Source organism: Gilliamella sp. B3367, assembly GCF_026536825.1.
Classification (GTDB): Bacteria; Pseudomonadota; Gammaproteobacteria; order Enterobacterales; family Orbaceae; genus Gilliamella; species Gilliamella apicola_E.
Map to the genome: position 1 here is coordinate 77,451 of NZ_JAFNNJ010000001.1, position 21,250 is coordinate 98,700.

Genomic DNA, 21,250 nt, shown 5'->3' on the forward strand with positions numbered 1-21,250 from the left:
ATAAAATTTTAGGTCAATAGTAGATTTACATATGAAAGGATTGCAGTGAGTTATTTATCAATTGAATTTGGTCTAATTTTTGTAGTTCTCTTTGCTTTATATTGGTCTTTTAGATTATTACCAAAATTCCAAAATAATTTACTTTTGATTTCAAGTTACCTTATTGTTGCTAGTTATAGTGTTCAATTTGCTGTTATCCTTTTTAGCTACACTAGCGTGATATATTTCTTTTCAATAATGATTGCAACGTCTAAAAAACACGCAAAAAGATGGCTGGTTCTAGGATTAAGTGCCGCAATAATCAATTTAGCATTGTTCAAATATTTTGATTTTTTTCGATATGAATTACAATCATTGCTTAACTATCTAAATTTATCTATTTTATTGCCAGCAATAACCATTTTTATTCCAATAGGCATCTCCTTTTATACGTTCCACTCGGTAAGCTATTTAGTTTCGATAAAAAAGAAAGAATTACCTGTTGCTAAATTCTCGGATTTTGCCTTATTTTTATCCTTTTTTCCTTGTATAATTGCGGGTCCAATTAATCGAGCAAAAACATTTATTCCACAAATTGTGGTGAGTCAACCTAGAGAGATTTTAGAACCCTTTCGGGCATTTACGTTAATTATTCTGGCCGTGATAAAAGTTTATTGTTTAGGTGGATTAATTAGCGAAAACTGGATAACTCCGATTTTTTCAAATCCATTAGAATACAGTACTCTTGATTTATTGGTAGGCTTATACGGTTATGCTATACAAATTTACCTGAATTTTTCTGGTTATACCGACCTTGTTACAGGTATTGCTTTATTATTAGGTTTTCGACTTCCTATCAACTTCAACTTTCCTTATTTAGCCTGTAATGTCCGCGAATTTTGGGAACGTTGGCATATTAGTTTATCTCATTGGATCCGCGATTATATTTATATCCCTCTTGGTGGCAATCGTCGTGGTTTTATTCGCACTCAAATTAATGTTATGTCAGCTATGTTATTGTCAGGTTTATGGCATGGAGCTGGGATTAATTTTGTTATTTGGGGGGGATGTCATGGTTTGGGGATTATTGTTCTTAATATATTAGATTGTTATATGGGAAGAGGTTGGATTACTCAACGTTCCCCAATTATTGCTAGATTAATTACTTGGCATTATATCTGTTTTACTTGGTTATTTTTTTATTGTGCAAGCTTACCTGACGCATTAGATTATTTAACGGCTCTAGGCCATAACTTTTTAATTGAGTCACATTATATTGAGGTATTTCTAAGTATATGTGTAATATTTTTGTTATACCCATTATTTAAAAATATTCCTGATTGGTGCGCTTTACAACTTAGCAAAATAAATCGGATTTATTTGCCTATCATTTTTATATTTATATTATGGCTAACTATCTATTTTGCACCATCTGGAGTGCCAAATTTTATTTATGCTAATTTTTGATTATGAAGAACAATAAAAATGAAATATAAAAAAACATTATCAAAAAATAGACGAAGAAATAGGCCTCAAAAAAATAGGCAACAAATTGATTTGTTCGAAAATGGCTTACATGAGCAATCAAGAAAGTATAATGCTAAGACTAAAGTATCAGAAGCTGCAATAACTCAAAAAGAATCACTTTCACCTAAATATGTTTTTATTATGCTATTGATTACCGCAATAGCATTAATAGCAATTTATCACAAATCGGTATTAATTTATTGGCAACAAACGTATCATCATGATCTCTTTAATTCAGGAAGTATGACCCAAAAAATGGATCTAGACGATTCTGATGGTCGAGTAGAAGAATATTCGAAAGATGTAGTTATTGATCAAAATAATGTCATTAGCTCCATTGATGATGAGTCACATTTAAACCAACCAGTAACAAATGTGTTAGTTATTTCACCATCCGAAATGGTTAATATTAAAAAAGATAAAAAAAGGCAAAAAATTCATGTTCAACCAATATCAATTAAGCAAGAAAATACTAAATTAAGCAAAACTAGGTTTGATGGAACGCCAGTAACTGAACAGATAGATACCGAAGCTAAAGATGAAGCACCTAAAATTCAAAATATTCCATTAATTCATGAGCCCATACCGATTGTATTAACTCAAAATGACAAAGTATTGTTTGTTGGTGACTCTTTGATGCAAGGCGTTGCACCATATGTTAAAAAAATGTTATTTAAACAATATAAAATAGAAAGTGTAAATCTAAGCAAACAAAGTACTGGGCTCGCTTATCCAAAGGCTTTCAATTGGCCAAAAACAATCAATGATATTTTAATTGCCGATCCTTCTATCAAGTTACTTGTTGTTTTTTTAGGACCTAATGATCCTTGGGACTTTCCTGTAAAAGGTTATGCTAAATACGTTAAATTTAAATCCGAGTTGTGGGAAGAACAATACCGTTTACGTATCGCCACAATTTTAAATAGTGCTAGTGAACATAATGTTCAAGTGCTTTGGCTGGCTGCTCCTTGTATGCGCAAACAGCGACTAAATTTAGGGATGGTTTATTTAAATACGCTGTATCAGTCTGAAGTAGAAAAGAGACAACAACACTTTTTAACAACCAATCAATTATTAGGTTGTACTTATGAAACATTTAATAGTTTTATTGAATCGAATAAAGATAAAATAAAAGTTAGAGTTGATGATGGAATCCATTTTACACCTATAGGCCAAAAAATTTTAGCTAAAGCAATTATGGATAAAATCATTTTTAAACAATTTGAGGATGACGATAGTGATTAAACTTTTAAAGTATATTATTACTATAGTGACTATCACTGTTTCAGTAGGATGCAGTGTAGCAGAAAGTAAAACTGATGCACAATCGACTGTTGTTAACTTTGGTGACCCAAATGCAAAACAATTAGCTCAACGGTTAAATTCATTAGCTAGAAATAAAAATGGCAATCAAGTCGTTAATATTACACAATTTGGAGATTCGCATTCAGCAGCAGATTTTTTTACTGGTGAATTTCGAACATTAATGCAACAAAAATATGGTGATGCCGGAATTGGTTGGGTTACACCTGTTGCCATTAAAGGTCAAAATCATACAGCAGTTGGTTGGAAAGTAAAAGATTGGCGTGTAATAAGTAGCCGTACAGTAAGTGACGTAGATTTTCCAATGGGTGGATTTATTGCAAAAGCGACTAACGATTCAGCCACTATACAAATAATACCAAAAAGTTTAGATAACAAAAATTGGCAAGTAAAATTAACCTTCAAAGCATTGAAGAATACCCCTAATTTATTGAGTATTTATGATGCTGACGGTAAAAAAATAAATATAAGTTATTTACCCAAAAGTAGTGTTTGGCAAACGGTGTCATTTGTGACTAAAAACCCTTTTACGATTAAAGGAAACCGTGATGTTGAAATTGGAGGAATTTGGTTAAATCGCTCAAAAAAATCAGGGGTTATTGTATCTTCAATTGCAACTAATGGCGCTAAACAGAGCATATGGCAAAAATGGGGTTCAAGTTGGTTGAAAGAATTATCTGCTTCAAAAAGTGATTTAGTTATTCTTGAATACGGAACAAATGAAAGTTTTGATGAAACTTTAGATGTTAATGATTACCGCAAAAACTTAGTGAATAATATTCGCCAAATTCGTAGAGCATTACCTAATGCAGCCATTTTATTGATGACACCTCCAGATACAATGGTAAATGAAAATAGTATCCCTAAATCATTTTTAGCAATTATGAGTATTCAAAAGCAAGTAGCTAAATCTGAAAGGACACTATATTGGAATTGGCAAGCAGCTATGGGGGGAGCTGGTTCAGTTAAAGTTTGGCAAAAACGTGGACTGACTCGACCAGATTTAGTACATCAAACCTTACAAGGCTACAAAGAAAGTGCTAAAATTTTCTATACTGGTTTTAATGAGTTTATTAAGAAGAAAAGATAGAATATATAATTAAAAAGGAACAAATAAGTTATGTCATCTCCAATCATTGTTGCTGTTGATTTTTCAGATACTAAGTCAGCATGGAACTTTATAGACCAAGTTGATCCAAAAGATTGTCGTCTTAAAATAGGCAAAGAATTATTTACTCATGCAGGTCCTGACTTTATTAGGCAAATAAAACAAAAAGGATTTGATATCTTTTTGGATCTTAAATTCCATGATATTCCTAACACTGTTGCTAAAGCAGTAGCTGCAGCTGCCGATTTAGGTGTTTGGATGACAAATGTTCACGCTAGTGGTGGCGCTCGTATGATGGAAGCTGCAAAAGATGCGCTTTATTCATACGGTAAGGATGCACCAATGTTAATTGCAGTGACTGTATTAACGAGTATGGAGTCTTCTGATCTTAAAGAAATAGGTATTAACGTTTCACCATTAGAGCAAGCAACAAAGCTGGCATTACTGGCAAAGAATTGCGGACTCGATGGAGTTGTATGTTCTGCTAAAGAAGTACAAAGTTTTAGAACTAGACTAGGAAGTGATTTTAAATTAGTTACTCCAGGAATTCGTCCAGCAGGATCAACACCTGATGATCAACGCCGTATTATGACACCTCAACGCGCACAAGCTGCTGGTTCAGATTATTTAGTTATTGGGCGTCCTATTACTCAAGCGGAAGACCCAACCAAAGCATTACATGCTATTTTAACAACACTAGATTTATCAAAGAGTTAATAATTATGTCTGATAACGCTATTGTTTATTCAACTGAACATGGTCGAATTACGCCAAAGCAGGCTGCTAAACCTCGTATTAAAGGCGATGGTTTTATCCGTATTTCACGCCAGACATCAGGGCGTAAAGGTAAAGGAGTTTGTGTTATTGAGGGATTCGATTTAGAGGATTCTCAGTTGATGCAATTAGCAGCTGAGCTGAAAAAGCGTTGTGGTTGCGGTGGTTCAGTTAAAGACGGGAAAATTGAAATTCAAGGCGACAAACGTGAACTATTAAAATCATTATTAGAAGATAAAGGTTTTAAAGTCAAATTTGCTGGCGGTTAATTGATTAAAAATAAAGTAATAACGCCCTATTGAGAAAAAGGGCGTTGTTATTCATAAAAACATTAATTAGAACGGTAACTACGCATTTTTTTGCTGATTTCACGTCTTTCTTTAGAAATTTCAGCATTCTTGATTATATAATCATCAACACGATCATCATAATCACTCTTCATATTAGCAATAATAGCTTGAAGTTCTTCGTAAGTCATATCAGGTTTAATGTAATCACTTAAATTTTCAAGTAATAGCACACGTTTTTGGTTATCACGAATTTTTTTCTCGTTATCTGAAATTTCACGTTTTAATTTATTTAAACGACGTGATAAACGAATATATTCAAGTACATCTTGAAATGATGGTGCGGCTGATTTTTCCTTGTCCATCTATAACCCCTTATTTCTAAAAAATGGAAAACGATTCTGAGTTAATTATATACCAATAATTTTTTAAGGTCATACTAAATATACTTTTATTGAAAAATGTTAAATTTAAATATCAATCAAGCTTGCTGAGTTTTGTTTTAAATCAAATTTTTTGAAGTATGAAATAATAATATTTTTATAAAATTGTCGATAAATTTATCGATTTTCCTTCTAATTGCGATAAAAATAAAAACAACTATTAAGAATTATTGCAAAGTATTATACAATGTGTCGTTAATTGAAAAGAGTACCAAATGAGAGAATCATAATGAGCTGGATTGAAAAAATTCTGAGTAAAAATAATATATCGTCAGATCATAAAAAGGCAAATATTCCAGGTGGTGTTTGGACCAAATGTAGTAATTGTGAGCAGGTTATCTATCAAGCTGAACTTGATCGTAATTTAGAAGTTTGCCCAAAATGCGATCATCACATGCATATTCCTGCCCGAGTTCGCTTATATCGTTTTTTAGATGAAGGTTCTGATGTAGAGATTGGTTCAGAACTTGCTCCTAAAGATATTTTGAGGTTTAAAGATACCAAAAAATATAAAGATCGTTTAACTGCCGCTCAAAAAGAAACACATGAAAAAGAAGCGATGGTAGTAATGAAAGGCACATTACTGGGCATTCCAGTCGTTGTTGCCTGCTTTGAATTTGCTTTCATTGGTGGTTCGATGTCGTCTGTGGTTGGTGCTTTATTTACTCGAGCCGCAGAACAGGCAATTGAAGATAAGTGCCCATTAATCTGTTTTTCTACCAGTGGTGGCGCTCGAATGCAAGAAGCATTATTTTCATTAATGCAAATGGCAAAAACGAGTGCTATCTTAGCAAAAATGCAAGATGAAGGTTTACCCTATATTTCTGTGATGACCGATCCAACAATGGGTGGTGTATCTGCTAGTCTAGCGATGCTAGGTGATATTAATATTGCTGAACCTAAAGCGTTAATTGGTTTTGCGGGGCCTCGAGTAATTCAACAAACAGTGCGTGAAACACTGCCAGAAGGATTCCAACGTAGCGAGTTCTTATTAGAAAAAGGTGCAATTGATATGATTATTGATCGTCGTGATATGCGCCCTAAAATTGCAGGTCTGTTAGCTAAATTAATGAAACTCCCAGTTCCTTTTGATTCTATCGTTAATGATGAGACTATTTAATTAATCATGCGACCTGAAATTCCTGATGCCATGTCTAATCTTGAAACATGGCTTTCTTATTTGGAACAATTACATCCAACGACCATTGATTTAGGACTTGAGCGTGTTAGAACAGTTGCAGAGCGTCTAGATCTTTTGCAGCCAGCCCCTTATGTTTTTACGGTGGCAGGGACTAATGGCAAAGGAACGACTTGCCGCACGCTTGAGATGATATTACTTGCTGCAAATAAGCGTGTTGGAGTTTACAGCTCTCCCCATTTAGTGCGTTTTACTGAAAGGGTTAGAATAGATAATCAAGAGTCAAAAGAGCAAGACACAGTTGATGCATTTGTTGAAATTGAAAAAGCGAGAGGAAATATTTCCTTAACTTATTTCGAATATGCAACGTTAGCTGCATTATATCAATTTAAACAGGCTCAATTGGATGTAGTTATTCTAGAAGTAGGCTTAGGTGGAAGACTTGATGCCACCAATATTATCGATGCTGATATAGCAATTATTACTACAATCGGTATCGACCATGTAGAATATTTAGGCAATACTCGAGAAAGTATTGGTCGAGAAAAAGCAGGTATTTTTAAACCCAATAGTATTGCTATTGTTGGTGAGCCAGAGATACCATCATCTATTATAGATGTTTCTAAAACGGTGAATTGTCCTATTTATGTAGTTAATAAAGATTGGTCATATCAACAAATTGATGATTCATTATGGCAATTCATTTCACCGTTAAAACAGTATGATCAATTGCCTATTCCCAATGTGCCTTTAGCTAATGCTGCTACTGCAATAGCAGCACTAACTTATTCTTCGCTTTCAATTGACCAGAATCAAATAATCGAGGGTCTTGAAAAAACAAATTTAGTTGGAAGATTTCAAATAATACAGACATCACCAATTGTAATTGTTGATGTTGCACATAATCCTCATGCTGCTAACTATTTAGCTAACCAAATTAAGTTATTGGTAAAGAAACAACCTACTATTGGTAAGATTAGGTTTGTCATTGGTATGTTGAAAGATAAAGATATTAAAAGCACTCTATCTTTATTAAATGCTGATCAATGGTATTGTGCTTCACTTTACGGTGAGCGTGGATGTAATGCTGAGGTATTAAAGCAGTATTTGCAAGATAATAAAGTAGAAAATATAACTACGTTTGAATCAGTTGATAATGCATATCAAAAGGCCATGCAAGATTCAAAAGAAGATGATATTATTGTCGTCTGTGGTTCATTTTATACTGTATCTGCCGTTTTAGATAAATTAGGCAAATGTAATCATGGATACTAATCAAGAGAAAACTACTTCAAATAAAATTAGGAATCAACTAGTTGGTTTTGCTACATTATTGCTAACTATTGCTATAATTGCACCTAATATCATAACAGATAAATCTAATTTACATACGCCTACAATTCCTATTTTACAACCAGAAGTAGTAAATGAACAAAATCAAGTGATTACATCACAAAATGAGTCAACTATTAATGGTGGTCCAGGATTTGAACAATCTTATACACCTGATTCTGATCAATATACTAGCCCTTTAGCATCACCTGATAATGATAATAGCGATGCTTCATCTATTTCTGAACAAACAGATAAGCCCTACATGATTCAACTTGGCGCATTGAAAAATAAGAAAAAAATTGAGGAATTAGTGGCATTATTAAGGCTTAACAATTATGACGTTAGAATCATTCCAAGTAATCCAGGACCTAATCAATTAATAAAATTACAGGTCGGTCCTTATGCAAAAAAAGAGCAAGCAGAGCAGTTGCTTAGTAACCTAAACAATTTAACAAAATTAAAAGGTGTCATTGTTACAAATTAAAAATTATTTTACTCTTTAATGAGTACAAACATTAAATAAAAATATTAATATAAAATTGTGAGTTATTATGATGAATTGGGTTGATTATACGATTATTGGTGTGATTATTTTATCTGCACTAATTAGTATTATTAGAGGTTTTGTTAAAGAAGCGTTATCCCTAATAAGTTGGGTTCTGGCTTTTTTTATAGCAAGTCGTTTTTACATGCATATCACTAGTTACTTAACTTATTTTGATAGTGATGTAATTCGTATTGCTGTAGCTATCGCTATTTTATTTATTGCTACACTAATTGTGTGTGCCATTGTTTCTTATATTATTGGGCAATTGGTTCAAAAAACAGGACTATCAGGTACAGATCGCGTATTAGGTATTTGTTTTGGTGTATTAAGGGGTATTTTAGTTGTGGCGGCAGTGCTCTTTTTTGTCGATACTTTCACACCGTTATCCCAATCTCCTGAATGGGAGCAATCGCAGCTAATTCCGCATTTTCATTTTATTATTCGTTGGTTTTTTGATTTTATACAGCAGTCGTCTTCATTTTTAGTTCAATAACTTTGAGGTAATCATTGTATGTGTGGTGTTGTTGGTATTGTAGGATGCAGTACAGTTAATCAATCTATTTATGACGCTTTAACTGTTTTGCAGCATCGAGGACAAGATGCTGCGGGGATTGTAACTATCGACGAGCAAAATCGTTTTCGCTTACGTAAAGCAAATGGTTTAGTTAAAGATGTATTTCAAGAACATCATATGTTGCGTTTACAAGGTAATTTAGGAATAGGGCATATTCGCTATCCCACTGCGGGCAGCTCAAGTCCTTCAGAAGCGCAACCATTTTATGTCAATTCACCTTATGGTATTGCACTTGCACACAATGGTAATTTAACTAATACTGACCAATTAAGAAATAAAGTATTTGAATTAGCAAGACGCCACATTAATACAAGTTCTGATTCAGAAGTATTACTTAATATTTTTGCTAGCGAACTTGATAAATTCCCTACCTATCCATTAACTGCAGAAAATATTTTCACCGCTATCAATCGGGTACATCAAATCATTAAAGGTGCTTATGCTTGTGTTGCAATGATTATTGGACATGGATTAGTCGCATTTCGTGACCCATATGGTATTCGTCCTTTGGTGATAGGTAAAAAAGTGCTTGATAATCAAAAGACAGAATATATGGTTGCATCGGAAAGTGTTGCTTTAGATATTCTCGATTTTGAATTTATGCGTGATGTTGAACCAGGTGAAGCTATCTATATTACTCAAGATGGACAACTTCATTCAAAACAATGTGCAAATAATCCTCAATATTATCCATGTATTTTTGAATATGTTTATTTTGCCCGCCCAGACTCATTGATGAATGGTGTTTCAGTATATCAATCCCGTATATTAATGGGACAGAAACTAGGTCAAAAAATTGCTAGAGAATGGAAAGACATTGATATTGATGTAGTAATTCCTATTCCTGAAACATCATGTGATGCCGCGCTTGAAATTGCCAGAATTCTGAATAAACCCTATCGACAAGGATTTGTTAAAAACCGCTATGTTGGACGTACTTTTATCATGCCAGGTCAAGCGGAACGAAAACTTTCAGTAAGAAGAAAGCTAAATGCTAATCGTATTGAATTTGAAGGTAAGAATGTTCTTCTAGTTGATGATTCTATTGTTCGAGGAACGACATCGGAAAAAATACTTGAGATGGTGCGTTCAGTTGGTGCTAAAAAAGTTTATCTCGCTTCGGCAGCGCCTGAAATTAGACATCCTAATGTTTATGGTATTGATATGCCAGTTGCTAGTGAACTTATAGCTTATAACCGCTCTGTTGGTCAAATTGCCAAAGAAATTGGAGCAGATAAATTAATATTTCAAGATCTTTCGGATTTAATTGATTGTATTAAAGAGCAAAATCCTAATATTCATCATCTAGAATGTTCTGTTTTTGATGGAAAATATGTTACTGAAGGAATTGATGATAATTATTTTGATACGCTAGAGCATCACAGAGCTGAAAACAAATCAATCACGCCAGAATCTGAAAATCTTGAAATTTATAATGAAGGTCAATACTAGTCATTTAATTTTCTAAAATATAACCTAAAGTCATAAATAAGCTTGAAGTGAACAGTTCAAGCTTATTTTCATCCCCAAAATTAGCCTTTCTTCTTTACAATTGACATATTGTTGTTTGATTTCTATTACTAAAAAGTAATATAAAATTGATTAATTAATAAAAATAGTAAGTTTTAAACAAAAATATAATTAATTAACTTGTTGATTAATATATCAAAAAACCGTCTTTACAAAAAGATGTCAAAAAAAGTTACAAAATAGTTTTATAAATTACATTTATGTAATAAAATCCTCCTAAACTTAGCTGTTTTGTAAAGAAGTTTTAGTTTTTAGGCGAATATTATTTAGTTTTAAAATCGCATATTAAAAACAACACATTAAATAATAAAAACTTTACTTACAACGTAAATAAATACGATGCATTTGTAAAGTTAGTGAGATATAAGGAATGACTACGGTGAGAAAGAATCTTAGATTAAGAGTTATCTCAGCATTTGTAATAGCTACGTTAAGTTGGAATTATGCTTATGCTATTGATACTCAGCTATCGTCGAATGAGGTTGATAGCAATAAAATCATTGAATTAAAAAATGGTACTAAAGCTCGAGAAATGATTAATAATCAAAAACGCAGTTTGTACCAAATTGCATTATTAAGCAATATTTCAATTTCTGAATTACGAGCTATGAATGCAGGTCGTTTCGATAAAAAAGATATGGTTGAAGTCGATGAACGACTAGTTTTACCTGAAAATTCTCCTTTATTACCTGCAATAAATAATAATAATAAAAAAGATAAATACTCAAATTTACCTTCGCTAGGCTCTGATGATAGTTACGATGTAAAAAAAGACAAAGATGCACTATCAAGCCAAGTAGCTACCACCTTGCAAACTCTTGCAACTCAAGATTGGAAAAATATTACTTCAGCAGATAATGGCGGTATCTCTGGCCATTTGAAAAACAAAGGTAAAGATTATGCTGAAAACTATGTTCGCAATGGTATTCATTCACAAGTAGTCGATCCTCTTCGTAGCGCTGCTCAAAATTTTTTAGGGCGTTTTGGTACTGCTCAATTACAGTTCGATTTAGGCGATAAGGGTGAATTCAATAATATCAATGTTAAATTATTTAGCCCATTGATTGATACTGACAGCACATTGATTTTTAGTCAGTTATCATTCCAAGAATATGAACATAATCGTCATATTGGTAACTTTGGTATTGGTCAACGTTGGGATGTTGCTGATAATACATGGTTATTAGGATATAACGCCTTTCTTGATCATGATTTCCAACGTTCACACAATCGTTTAGGCCTAGGTGCTGAAGCTTGGACTGATTATATGAAGTTCGCAGCTAACTATTATCATCCATTATCTGATTGGAAAGATTCAAGAGACTTTGATGACTATTTAGAACGAGCTGCTAGAGGTTTTGATATTCGCTTTCAGGGCTATTTACCTCAATATCCTCATTTAGGCGGATCACTTATGTATGAACAATACTATGGTGATAAGGTTGCTTTATTTGGTAAGGATAATTTACAAAAAGATCCAAGAGCGATCACAGTCGGATTGGATTATACCCCGGTTCCTTTATTTACCGTTAAAGCTCAACATAAGCGCGGACAGGATAGTAAAAAAGTCACATCTGCTGAATTAACCATGAATTATCGTATTGGTACACCGTTAAAAGATCAGCTAGATCCGGATATGGTTCAAGCGGCTCGTTCTTTAAAAGGCAGTCGATATGATTTAGTTGATCGTAATAACTATATCGTTCTTGAATATAAAGAAAAGAAAATGACTGTTGATTTAGGGTTAGATTCTCTTCAATTACTCGAAGGTACTACTCATGATCTAGTTATAGGTGTTCATAACGCCAAAGGTATATCAAGCTTAGCTTGGTCAGGCAATATGCAAGATATTGATAATGGTGGTGGTTTCTTGTGTTCTGCTGCGGGAGTATGTACTAGCTCTTCATGGTTAACACCTCCTGCTGATGTTAAGAATTGGAAGATTGTTGCACCTAGTTATGTAGATCGAAATGGGAACAGATTGCCAATTAGTACAAATGGCGTTTATAGCCTAGCAGTAACGGTTACTGATAGCAAAGGAAAATCAGCAACATCTAATTCAGTTTCGTTTGAAGTTCTGCCTAATTTAAGTATTCGTAAAATAGGTGTTTGGGCGGTTGATAGCTCAGGAGATCCAGCAACTTCTGTGCAAAATACAGCTGATGGTACAACTTCAGTAACGCTATTAGCTAGTTTGGTTACCCCTGGAACACCTACTGGAAGTGGAAGCTTTGGGGATGGTTATAATGGTTTTAGTGACCAATCATTGATGTCTAAAGTAGACAATACATTCAAATCCTCAGTAATTGATTTATGGACAGCAACCAGTAATGGTACAAAAGTCACTTTGATTGATGGTACTTCTGGTACGGTAAGAAGTTGCCCTACCTCAGAACGTTGTGTCATTGTTAAATCTTTTGAAAAAGTCAAAATGGGTGACAGCATTTCAGCAAATGCTTCTACCGCAGCAGGCACAACAGCTATTGGTGATACTTATACCATCGACGTTGCGTCAAACTTTGATGGAGCAGTTGATTTTTCTATCAAATTAGATGGTTATGGTCAGTCTTTCAACAAAGCTACGGTTAATTTTGGTGGTGGTAGAGCGGGCTACATTAAAGTATATCGTAGTGATGGCACTTTAGTTGCTAGACAAAATGGAAACGTACTTGATTTTGAACCAGGTATTACTGGATGGTATGTAGGTACTGAATATACCGTAAAAGCTTATGTCGATGATACTGAAGCTGTAGAAATTACCAACCCATTTGTTATCTGGTCACTTGTTGGTTCAAATAGCCCGGCGTGTCCTGGAAGTGCAATGACAACATTACCAAGTTATGTTGATAGTCCTAATGGCCCTTGGTTTAATGTAAGTATGGGACCAAATGCACCTTACACTATTAGAACTAATATGACTAGTTATGCAACAACAGGTACAAGTATTCCTGCTGTGGCTGGAGCTCCTACATATTTAGATCTAAATCAGGTAACAGCATCACCAGTAGCATGTGCTGGAGATCAAGGATTTAAATTACAAGTTTCAGTTAATTAAAAAAGTTTTTAATCATCTTCGAATTATCGAAGGTGATTTAAAAGGCAACACCAATAAAAACGGTGTATTTATATAAATATAACATGTTAATTTATTAGAGAAAATAGGAAGTTAAACATGAAAAAATTAGCAATAAAAAAAGTTGCATTAAGTTTGTTTTTAGCAGGTTATGCTGCTAGCAGTGCTTATGCATTAGATCCAGTAATGACTCAAAATTCGATAGAAGGTAATGCACCAGTAATTTGGTCAAAAGGTATAACTAATGGTGGTGTCGGAGCTCAAAGATCTTTGACTCTTCGTATTTCAAATGATACAACAGGTGCAACATCTCTTGGTAATAATGAAAAAGCTAAAGTTGGTAATTACATTCATATCTTTTATGACTTAAAAGATCTAGATGGAGATGAAGATCCATCTGATAAACATGCAGTAGCAGATACACTTAAAGTTTGGATTAAAACTAGCAGTACTGCTGCTTGGACTCTAATTTCAGATATTGATGCAATAGCTGATAACTCTGGTGAAGCTGGTCATGTTTATTTCAAAATTACTCCTTCTATGGCCGGTGCTACAAAAGTCGGTTTCAAACTTGAAGAAATTACTCCTTATGGTGCTCCAAGAGAAAATCAATGGTTATGGGTAAGTGATATTTGGGATGGTACTACTACTCCAGGTACTGGTTCTAATCCTCCAGATCCAGGTACAGATCAACACGGTCCTGGTGATAAAGATCCAGATATCCCTGAGGGTCCTATTGAATATCCTGGTGCTACAGTGTTAGGTATATTTAAATATAATAGTTCAGGTAGTGTAGAGTTCGCGAATAACCTTGCTGATAGTTCTTCTACTGAAATACCAAAATATGGTGATAAACTAGCGGCTGTTGTATGGTTGAAAGCAAGTCCAACGAGTACTAGCACAACGCCTAACTTCGCTACTGGAGGAGATATAAACCAATCAGCATCTTACACATTTACATGGAGTCTAGATGGTACTAATAGTGCTGCAATGGGATCTCAAACTGCTGTAGCAGGTGAGACTCTAGCTGCAGCCGCTAGCGATGCAGATGGTTATGGCGTGATTGTGTTAGGTGACTCTGCTGGTGGAAAACATAATGCAGTGTACAGTGGCTTAAATGGTGGCTCTGGCTATAATGCAGGTATTCAAGGCTTCAAACTTAAAGTTACTGCAAACTAATCATTATTTAATGTAACTAATTAAAACCACTCAACTGAGTGGTTTTTTTATTTAATATTCCATATGCACTTCTTATAATTAACTTGTTAAAATAAATTAATGTAAGTTAACTCAGCAAATATAATTATGATAATTCCTTGGCAATCTCTTGATTCAACTACTCTAAACAATCTAATAGAATACTTTGTTTTACGTGAAGGGACTGATTATGGTGAGCAAGAAAAATCACTTGAAGATAAAGTGAATGATGTAAAACTTCATTTAATTAATGGTTCAGCTGCAATTTTTTGGTCTGAATTACATGAAACAGTAGATATTAAATTTATTAAATAATGATTAAAATCATTTTAGTGAGTATATGATTTATTCTGTAACTTTGTTATAGTGTTACTGTAGTAATTTGAATAGATAGGAAGGAATAATGATTGGTAAACAGCAATCAGATACAACATTGGAATGGTTTTTATCTCATTGCCATATTCATAAATATCCAGCTAAAAGTACCCTTATTCATCAAGGTGAAAAAGCCGAAACTCTCTATTATATTTTAAAAGGATCTGTAGCGGTATTGATTAAAGATGATGAAGGTAATGAAATGATTTTGTCGTATTTAAACCAAAATCAATTCTTAGGTGAATTAGGTCTTTTTGAAGAAGGTACAGAACGTAGTGCTTGGGTTAAAGCGAAAACAAGTTGTGAAGTGGCCGAAATATCCTATAAAAAATTTAAACAGCTAGTGCAAGTTAACCCAGATATATTAATGCGATTAGCTAGTCAAATGGCAAGCCGGTTACAAGTTACATCAGAAAAAGTCAGTAATCTAGCTTTCTTAGATGTCGCCGGCCGAATTGCACAAACACTATTAAACTTAACTAAACAGCCTGATGCGATGACTCACCCAGATGGTATGCAAATAAAAATAACCCGCCAAGAGATTGGGCAAATTGTCGGCTGTTCACGTGAAACCGTTGGAAGAATTTTAAAAATGCTTGAAGATCAACACCTAATTTCAGCACATGGTAAGACGATAGTTGTTTATGGCACCCGTTGATTTATCGAAATTATCATTAATATGATAGATATATAACGAGATTATACATGACACAATATATTCCCAACCATGTGGCGATTATTATGGATGGTAATGGTCGATGGGCTAAGCAAAGAAATCAATTACGCGCTAAAGGCCATCGAGCTGGTTTAAAAGCGGTGCGTAAAATTGTCACATATGCAGCAAAATTAGATGTAAAAGTGCTTACGTTATATGCTTTTAGTAGTGAAAATTGGAAACGTCCAGCTAATGAAGTTACTGCTTTAATTTCACTGTTTATTTATGCGTTAAATCGCGAAATTAAAAATTTAAATAAAAATAATGTTCGATTAAATATCATTGGTGATATATCAAAATTTAATCAAAATCTTCAAAATCTTATTATTAATGCTCAGCTTTTAACCAAAGATAATACTGGCCTTACCTTGAATATTGCAGCTAATTATGGTGGTCGTTGGGATATTGTTGAATCAGCTAAAAAAATAGCTTCACAAGCTTTAGATGGTAAAATAACGCCACAGGATATCAATGAGGAATATTTTGGCTCGATTATTTGTATGAATGATTTACCTGAAGTTGATTTAGTTATTCGCACCGGTGGCGAATACCGAATTAGTAATTTTTTATTATGGCAATGTGCATACGCAGAATTGTATTTTACTGACACATTGTGGCCTGATTTCAATCAGGCATCATTTGATGAAGCGATAAATATTTTTAACACTAGAGAACGGCGTTTTGGTGGCGTTCTAAATGAGGACCTTTCATGCTAATCCAGCGTATTTTAACTGCCATCGTACTTATTCCCCTTGTTATTATTGCACTATTTTTTGCACCTTTATCGATATTTTCTTATTTAATCATCGCTGTTTGTGCATTAGCAGCATGGGAATGGCGTAATTTTTTAGCAAAAAGAACCGAGAAAACAGTTCTTTTGTTTTTTATTGTTTTTTCAATAGTTTTGCTTTACTTCATCCCCATTGAGTCAACACTAAAAAGTCAGTTATTTGCTTTAATAATTTGCTTATCAGTTATTTGGTGGTTAACCGCTTTGTTATTAGTTGTAGGTTATCCTAACTCAGCAAAATACTGGTCTAAATCATCATTAATTAAGCTGTTGTTTGCTTTTTTTACCTTAGTCCCTTTTTTTATAGGAATGCTTGAATTACGAACTATTAATTACAGTGTTAATAGTTATACTGGGTCTATTTGGTTGCTCTATGTATTTGTGTTAGTATGGGCAACCGATACAGGTGCTTATTTTGCTGGAAGAGCGATTGGTAAACGGAAATTAGCTGTCAAAGTCTCACCAGGAAAGACGGTAGAAGGTTTTATCGGTGGTGTCAGTTTAGCAACTTTAGTTTGTGTGATCGCTTACTTAACTGGTTATTTTAATATTAATTTTACTCAATTTTTATTTAGCTCCCTATTGGCTATTTTGGCTTCGGTATTAGGTGACCTGACTGAAAGCATGTTTAAGCGTGAAGCAGGAATTAAAGATAGTGGAAATCTTATCCCAGGACATGGTGGTATTTTAGATCGTATTGATAGTTTAACGTCGGCAGTTCCTGTATTTACTGTATTATCTTTGCATTTATTCTAAAGGGTTACTGATTTTGCTTTGGTCACTGTTGTTATTTATTATTACTATCAGTATATTAGTTACAGTTCATGAGTTTGGGCATTTTTTTGTTGCTCGGCTATGTAAAGTGCATGTAGAGTGTTTTTCAATCGGGTTTGGAAAAAAAATATGGTCGCATAGATTTTCAAACGGAACTGAATTAGTTATCGCTATGATTCCACTTGGCGGATATGTTAGAATGCTCGATAGCAAAACGAGTGAATTATCCCCCAATTTAGAAAAACTAGCTTTTGATAAAAAAAGTATTTTGCAACGGGCTGCAATTATTTTTGCAGGGCCATTTGCTAATTTTGTTTTAGCATTAATTATTTATTGGGTTATTTTTTTGACGGGTGTGGTTGATTATCCTGTTAAAATAAAAAGTATTATACCTTCAACACCAGCTGCATCTATAAATATGCCAGCAGATGCAGAGTTAAGAATGATTGATAATGCTAAAATAGACACTTGGAATGATGTAAATGCAGCATTGATTTCTGCTTTAGGTAAAAGCAATATTAATGTTACCTATCGTACTGATATTGAGCAACAAGAAGTTAGTCGGGATGTTAATATTAGTAATTGGTCTTTTGATATTGAAAAGGAATCTGCAATCGCAGCATTTGGATTTATACCTAAACAATTGGAAATTTATCCAATTGTGAGTAAAATTGTACCCGATTCAGCAGCGGCTCAAGCTGGTTTAAAAGTAGGTGATAAAATAATCAGTTATAATGAGCACCTTTATCAAAATTGGAATGATTTTACTGATACTATAAAAAAAGCTGGAATTATAAAACTGAAGGTAAGTAGGAACAATAAAGACGTCGATCTTACACTTGAGCCAAAAAGAAATAGAAATGGGGAAGGTGTTGCTGGTTTCTATCCGACATCTGATGCAGTAATTAAAAAATATGATTTTTTTAATGGATTCGATAAAGCGATGAAACAAACAATGTTAACGACTAAGTTAACGGTTCGTTCTCTTTATCAATTAGTAACAGGAGTGATTGGTCTAAAACATTTATCAGGACCAATTACAATAGCAAAAAGCGCAGGGCAAACAGCAAGTTATGGATTTACCCCTTACTTATATTTTCTAGCCTTTATTAGTATAAGTTTAGGAGTTATCAATCTTGTTCCATTACCTATGTTAGATGGCGGGCAGTTGCTTTTTTTATTTTTTGAGAAAATAAAAGGAAATGCCTTATCAAATAAAGCACAAGAGCGTTTTTTTCGTATCGGATTTGTTTTATTAATGGTAATAATGGGAATTGCACTATTTAATGATATTTTACGATTGTAATGGGATGAGGTTATAAATATATACGATGAAAATAAATAAATTACTTATAGCATCTTTGCTGTTTAGTACCACAACAGTATATAGTTCCAATGCATTTTGTGTTGATGATTTTGTGGTTAAGGATATCAAGTTTGAAGGTTTGCAGCGAGTCACAATCGGTGCTGCAATGCTTGAAATGCCTGTTCAAGTCGGTGACTATGTGAATGAATCTGATTTAGGCCGCATTATTAAATCACTTTACGCCAGCGGTAATTTCGATGATATTACTGTTTCTCGTGATGGCGACAGATTAATTATTCATGTCCAAGAACGCCCAACTATAGCAAGTATTACCTTTTCCGGAAATAAATCTGTCAAAGATGACATGTTGAAAAAGAATTTAGATAGTACCGGTATTCGTGAAGGCGATGCATTAGATCGTACAATGCTTTCGGGAATTGAGAAAGGTCTAGAAGATTTTTACTATAGTGTTGGTAAATATAATGCTCAAATCAAAGCGGTCGTAACACCATTATCTCGAAATCGTGTTGATTTAAAATTAGTTATTGCTGAAGGTAAATCTGCTTTAATAGATCAAATCAATATCGTAGGTGCAAAAGCTTTTTCATCTGAAGAGCTTATTTCACGTTTTTCATTACGTGATGAAGTGCCTTGGTGGAATATGCTTGGTGATCGTAAATATCAAAAGCAAAAATTGGCATCGGACTTAGATGAGTTGCAAAGCTTTTATTTAAATCGAGGTTATGCTCGATTTAATATTGAGTCTACACAAGTTAGCTTAACGCCAGATAAAAAAGGGATTTATGTCACTATTAATATTCATGAAGGTGAACAATATAAGTTAGCCGATTTTGATTTTAAAGGTAACTTTGCAGGACATGAAGAGGCAATACAAAAACTAGCCAAAGAAAAGCTTACTGTAGGTGAACTTTATAATGGTAAAAAAATAACTGATATTGAGGATAATATTAAGCGATTGCTGGCTAATTTTGGCTATGCTTATCCTCAAGTAGCTATTCAGCCTGAAATGGATGACTCATCACATACTGTTAAATTAGTAGTATTAGTTGATGTAGGGCAACGTTTTTACGTACGCAATATTAAAATTGTCGGCAATACCATTACAAGTGAGAGTGTGGTTCGTCGTGAACTTCGTCAAATGGAAGGCTCATGGTTAAGTAATGGTTTGGTTGAACTTGGTAAAGAACGTTTAAATCGATTAGGTTTCTTTGAAAGTGTTGAAGCGAATACTGAACGAGTTCCTGGCATTGATGATCAAGTTGATATTATTTATAAAGTAGCTGAACGTAATACCGGTAGTATTAAATTTGGCGTGGGTATCGGCTCAGACAGTGGTTTAAGTTTTAATGCCGGAATTTCTCAAGATAACTGGTTAGGAACGGGTAATAGCGTTTCATTTGATATTAATACAACCAGCAGTGATAAAACTGCATCTGTTTCGATTGTTAATCCTTATTTTACTGTTGATGGTGTCAGTTTAGGTGGTAGCGTTTACTACAATACTTATAAAACTGATAGTGATGATGATGAATCTGAGTATTCAAGTAAAACTTGGGGGGCTAATTTAGACTTAGGCTTCCCGATTAGTGAAAATAACTTTGTCCGTTTTGGTACAGAATACGCTAATCATAAATTAACTGATATGCAACCACAGTATAATATGTGGCGCTATTTTGAGTCTATGGGTGAAAATATGAAAGATAAAGATAAGTCTTATTCATATGACACCAATGATTTGTTATTGAATGCCTATTGGACATATAACACGTTAAATCGCGGCTATTTCCCAACAGATGGGTTAAAACTAACCGCTAATTTAAAAGCGACAGTGCCAGTATTTGACAATAGATTCTATAAAATGGTTAGTGATGCTTCTTATTATTATCCAATTGATACCGATCATAAATGGGTATTCTTAGCTCGTGGCCGATTAGGTTATGGTGCTGGATTAGGTGGAAAAGAATTACCGTTCTATGAGAATTTCTATGCAGGTGGCTCAACTGTATTGCGTGGCTTTAAAGCAAATACTGTCGGCCCTAAAGCGGTATATTTTAATAAAACCGGATGTAGAACCTTAGGTGATACAGCTCAATGTACTAGTTCTAAAGATGCAATAGGTGGTAATGCGTTAGCATTCGGAAGTACGGAGCTAATAGTTCCAACACCATTTGCAAGTGAAAAATATACAGATAGTATTAGAACATCAGTATTTTTTGATGCAGGAACGGTTTGGGATAGTGAATGGGATCTAAAAGGCAAAAATATTCCTGATTATAGTTCCCCATCTGATATTAGAATGTCTGCTGGTCTTGCTGTTCAATGGATGTCGCCATTAGGACCATTGGTATTTTCTTATGCACAGCCGTTAAAGAAATATCATGGTGATTCAGCTCAGCAATTCCAATTTAATATAGGTTCAACATGGTAATGCCAT

General features: G+C 33.9%; 19 protein-coding genes. 18 read left to right on the top strand and 1 reads right to left on the bottom strand.

The genetic code is table 11. The annotated features are described in order from the left end of the window. Window positions 1-45: 45 nt before the first annotated feature. Genes J3U23_RS00355 through yciH form a run of 5 tightly spaced genes read left to right on the top strand, consistent with a single transcriptional unit; the run spans window position 46 to window position 4,980 of the window. Window positions 46-1,446, top strand: a complete 1,401-nt coding sequence (locus tag J3U23_RS00355; RefSeq protein ID WP_267330014.1) for an MBOAT family O-acyltransferase — start codon at window positions 46-48, stop codon at window positions 1,444-1,446. An 18-nt stretch (window positions 1,447-1,464) separates the two neighbouring features. Beyond that, on the top strand, window positions 1,465-2,751 hold the full coding sequence (locus J3U23_RS00360) for a DUF459 domain-containing protein (protein WP_267338172.1): 1,287 nt from the start codon (window positions 1,465-1,467) through the stop codon (window positions 2,749-2,751). Beyond that, complete coding sequence (locus J3U23_RS00365) at window positions 2,744-3,919, top strand: hypothetical protein (protein ID WP_267338173.1); 1,176 nt, start codon at window positions 2,744-2,746, stop codon at window positions 3,917-3,919. Before J3U23_RS00360 ends, J3U23_RS00365 begins: the two co-directional genes overlap by 8 nt. Window positions 3,920-3,949: 30 nt before the next feature. Continuing rightward, window positions 3,950-4,654 carry an orotidine-5'-phosphate decarboxylase gene (gene pyrF / locus J3U23_RS00370; RefSeq protein WP_065734751.1) on the top strand — a complete coding sequence of 235 codons (705 nt, stop codon included), beginning with the start codon at window positions 3,950-3,952 and terminating at the stop codon, window positions 4,652-4,654. Window positions 4,655-4,659: 5 nt separating this feature from the next. Continuing rightward, complete coding sequence (gene yciH / locus J3U23_RS00375; RefSeq protein WP_065562400.1) at window positions 4,660-4,980, top strand: stress response translation initiation inhibitor YciH; 321 nt, start codon at window positions 4,660-4,662, stop codon at window positions 4,978-4,980. Window positions 4,981-5,042: 62 nt separating this feature from the next. Here the strand turns inward: yciH and tmaR are convergent, their stop codons facing one another. Next, a complete protein-coding gene (gene tmaR, locus J3U23_RS00380; RefSeq protein ID WP_065562399.1) occupies window positions 5,043-5,363 on the bottom strand; it encodes a PTS system regulator TmaR in 321 nt (106 codons plus the stop codon). A gap of 307 nt (window positions 5,364-5,670) precedes the next feature. Between tmaR and accD the strand changes: the two genes are divergently transcribed. The 13 genes from accD to bamA all read left to right on the top strand — a co-directional run bounded on the left by accD (window position 5,671) and on the right by bamA (window position 21,244). Then, the gene (accD, locus tag J3U23_RS00385; RefSeq protein WP_065562398.1) at window positions 5,671-6,561 is read left to right on the top strand and encodes an acetyl-CoA carboxylase, carboxyltransferase subunit beta; all 891 of its coding nucleotides are present in this window, start codon (window positions 5,671-5,673) and stop codon (window positions 6,559-6,561) included. A gap of 3 nt (window positions 6,562-6,564) precedes the next feature. Continuing rightward, a complete protein-coding gene (folC, locus tag J3U23_RS00390) occupies window positions 6,565-7,854 on the top strand; it encodes a bifunctional tetrahydrofolate synthase/dihydrofolate synthase (RefSeq protein ID WP_416380084.1) in 1,290 nt (429 codons plus the stop codon). Next, the gene (locus J3U23_RS00395; RefSeq protein ID WP_267330018.1) at window positions 7,844-8,398 is read left to right on the top strand and encodes an SPOR domain-containing protein; all 555 of its coding nucleotides are present in this window, start codon (window positions 7,844-7,846) and stop codon (window positions 8,396-8,398) included. Before folC ends, J3U23_RS00395 begins: the two co-directional genes overlap by 11 nt. 70 nt (window positions 8,399-8,468) lie before the next feature. Then, window positions 8,469-8,954: a CvpA family protein gene (locus tag J3U23_RS00400; protein ID WP_065562475.1), complete on the top strand. Its 486-nt coding sequence runs from the start codon at window positions 8,469-8,471 to the stop codon at window positions 8,952-8,954. An 18-nt stretch (window positions 8,955-8,972) separates the two neighbouring features. Beyond that, the gene (gene purF / locus J3U23_RS00405; protein WP_267338175.1) at window positions 8,973-10,487 is read left to right on the top strand and encodes an amidophosphoribosyltransferase; all 1,515 of its coding nucleotides are present in this window, start codon (window positions 8,973-8,975) and stop codon (window positions 10,485-10,487) included. 457 nt (window positions 10,488-10,944) lie between these two features. Next, window positions 10,945-13,620, top strand: a complete 2,676-nt coding sequence (locus J3U23_RS00410) for an inverse autotransporter beta domain-containing protein (RefSeq protein WP_267338176.1) — start codon at window positions 10,945-10,947, stop codon at window positions 13,618-13,620. A gap of 117 nt (window positions 13,621-13,737) precedes the next feature. After that, complete coding sequence (locus J3U23_RS00415; RefSeq protein ID WP_267338177.1) at window positions 13,738-14,817, top strand: hypothetical protein; 1,080 nt, start codon at window positions 13,738-13,740, stop codon at window positions 14,815-14,817. Window positions 14,818-14,943: 126 nt separating this feature from the next. Beyond that, on the top strand, window positions 14,944-15,150 hold the full coding sequence (locus J3U23_RS00420; protein WP_065734758.1) for a YheU family protein: 207 nt from the start codon (window positions 14,944-14,946) through the stop codon (window positions 15,148-15,150). Window positions 15,151-15,235: 85 nt separating this feature from the next. Beyond that, window positions 15,236-15,868, top strand: a complete 633-nt coding sequence (crp, locus tag J3U23_RS00425) for a cAMP-activated global transcriptional regulator CRP (protein ID WP_034903327.1) — start codon at window positions 15,236-15,238, stop codon at window positions 15,866-15,868. A gap of 47 nt (window positions 15,869-15,915) precedes the next feature. Then, complete coding sequence (locus J3U23_RS00430; RefSeq protein WP_065734759.1) at window positions 15,916-16,641, top strand: isoprenyl transferase; 726 nt, start codon at window positions 15,916-15,918, stop codon at window positions 16,639-16,641. Continuing rightward, a complete protein-coding gene (locus J3U23_RS00435; RefSeq protein ID WP_267338178.1) occupies window positions 16,635-17,471 on the top strand; it encodes a phosphatidate cytidylyltransferase in 837 nt (278 codons plus the stop codon). The genes J3U23_RS00430 and J3U23_RS00435 overlap by 7 nt, the downstream gene beginning before the upstream one ends. Before the next feature lie 13 nt (window positions 17,472-17,484). Further along, on the top strand, window positions 17,485-18,795 hold the full coding sequence (gene rseP, locus J3U23_RS00440; RefSeq protein ID WP_267338179.1) for an RIP metalloprotease RseP: 1,311 nt from the start codon (window positions 17,485-17,487) through the stop codon (window positions 18,793-18,795). Window positions 18,796-18,820: 25 nt separating this feature from the next. Continuing rightward, window positions 18,821-21,244 (top strand): outer membrane protein assembly factor BamA, encoded by a 2,424-nt coding sequence (gene bamA / locus J3U23_RS00445; protein WP_267336688.1) that lies wholly within the window; start codon window positions 18,821-18,823, stop codon window positions 21,242-21,244. Window positions 21,245-21,250: the final 6 nt, after the last annotated feature.

Coding starts and splice junctions, on each gene's coding strand:
- J3U23_RS00360 (WP_267338172.1), top strand. CDS start 1,465: ATGAAATATAAAAAAACATTATCAAAAAATAGACGAAGAAATAGGCCT.
- pyrF (WP_065734751.1), top strand. CDS start 3,950: ATGTCATCTCCAATCATTGTTGCTGTTGATTTTTCAGATACTAAGTCA.
- yciH (WP_065562400.1), top strand. CDS start 4,660: ATGTCTGATAACGCTATTGTTTATTCAACTGAACATGGTCGAATTACG.
- tmaR (WP_065562399.1), bottom strand. CDS start 5,363: ATGGACAAGGAAAAATCAGCCGCACCATCATTTCAAGATGTACTTGAA.
- accD (WP_065562398.1), top strand. CDS start 5,671: ATGAGCTGGATTGAAAAAATTCTGAGTAAAAATAATATATCGTCAGAT.
- J3U23_RS00395 (WP_267330018.1), top strand. CDS start 7,844: ATGGATACTAATCAAGAGAAAACTACTTCAAATAAAATTAGGAATCAA.
- J3U23_RS00400 (WP_065562475.1), top strand. CDS start 8,469: ATGAATTGGGTTGATTATACGATTATTGGTGTGATTATTTTATCTGCA.
- purF (WP_267338175.1), top strand. CDS start 8,973: ATGTGTGGTGTTGTTGGTATTGTAGGATGCAGTACAGTTAATCAATCT.
- J3U23_RS00415 (WP_267338177.1), top strand. CDS start 13,738: ATGAAAAAATTAGCAATAAAAAAAGTTGCATTAAGTTTGTTTTTAGCA.
- J3U23_RS00420 (WP_065734758.1), top strand. CDS start 14,944: ATGATAATTCCTTGGCAATCTCTTGATTCAACTACTCTAAACAATCTA.
- J3U23_RS00430 (WP_065734759.1), top strand. CDS start 15,916: ATGACACAATATATTCCCAACCATGTGGCGATTATTATGGATGGTAAT.
- J3U23_RS00435 (WP_267338178.1), top strand. CDS start 16,635: ATGCTAATCCAGCGTATTTTAACTGCCATCGTACTTATTCCCCTTGTT.
- bamA (WP_267336688.1), top strand. CDS start 18,821: ATGAAAATAAATAAATTACTTATAGCATCTTTGCTGTTTAGTACCACA.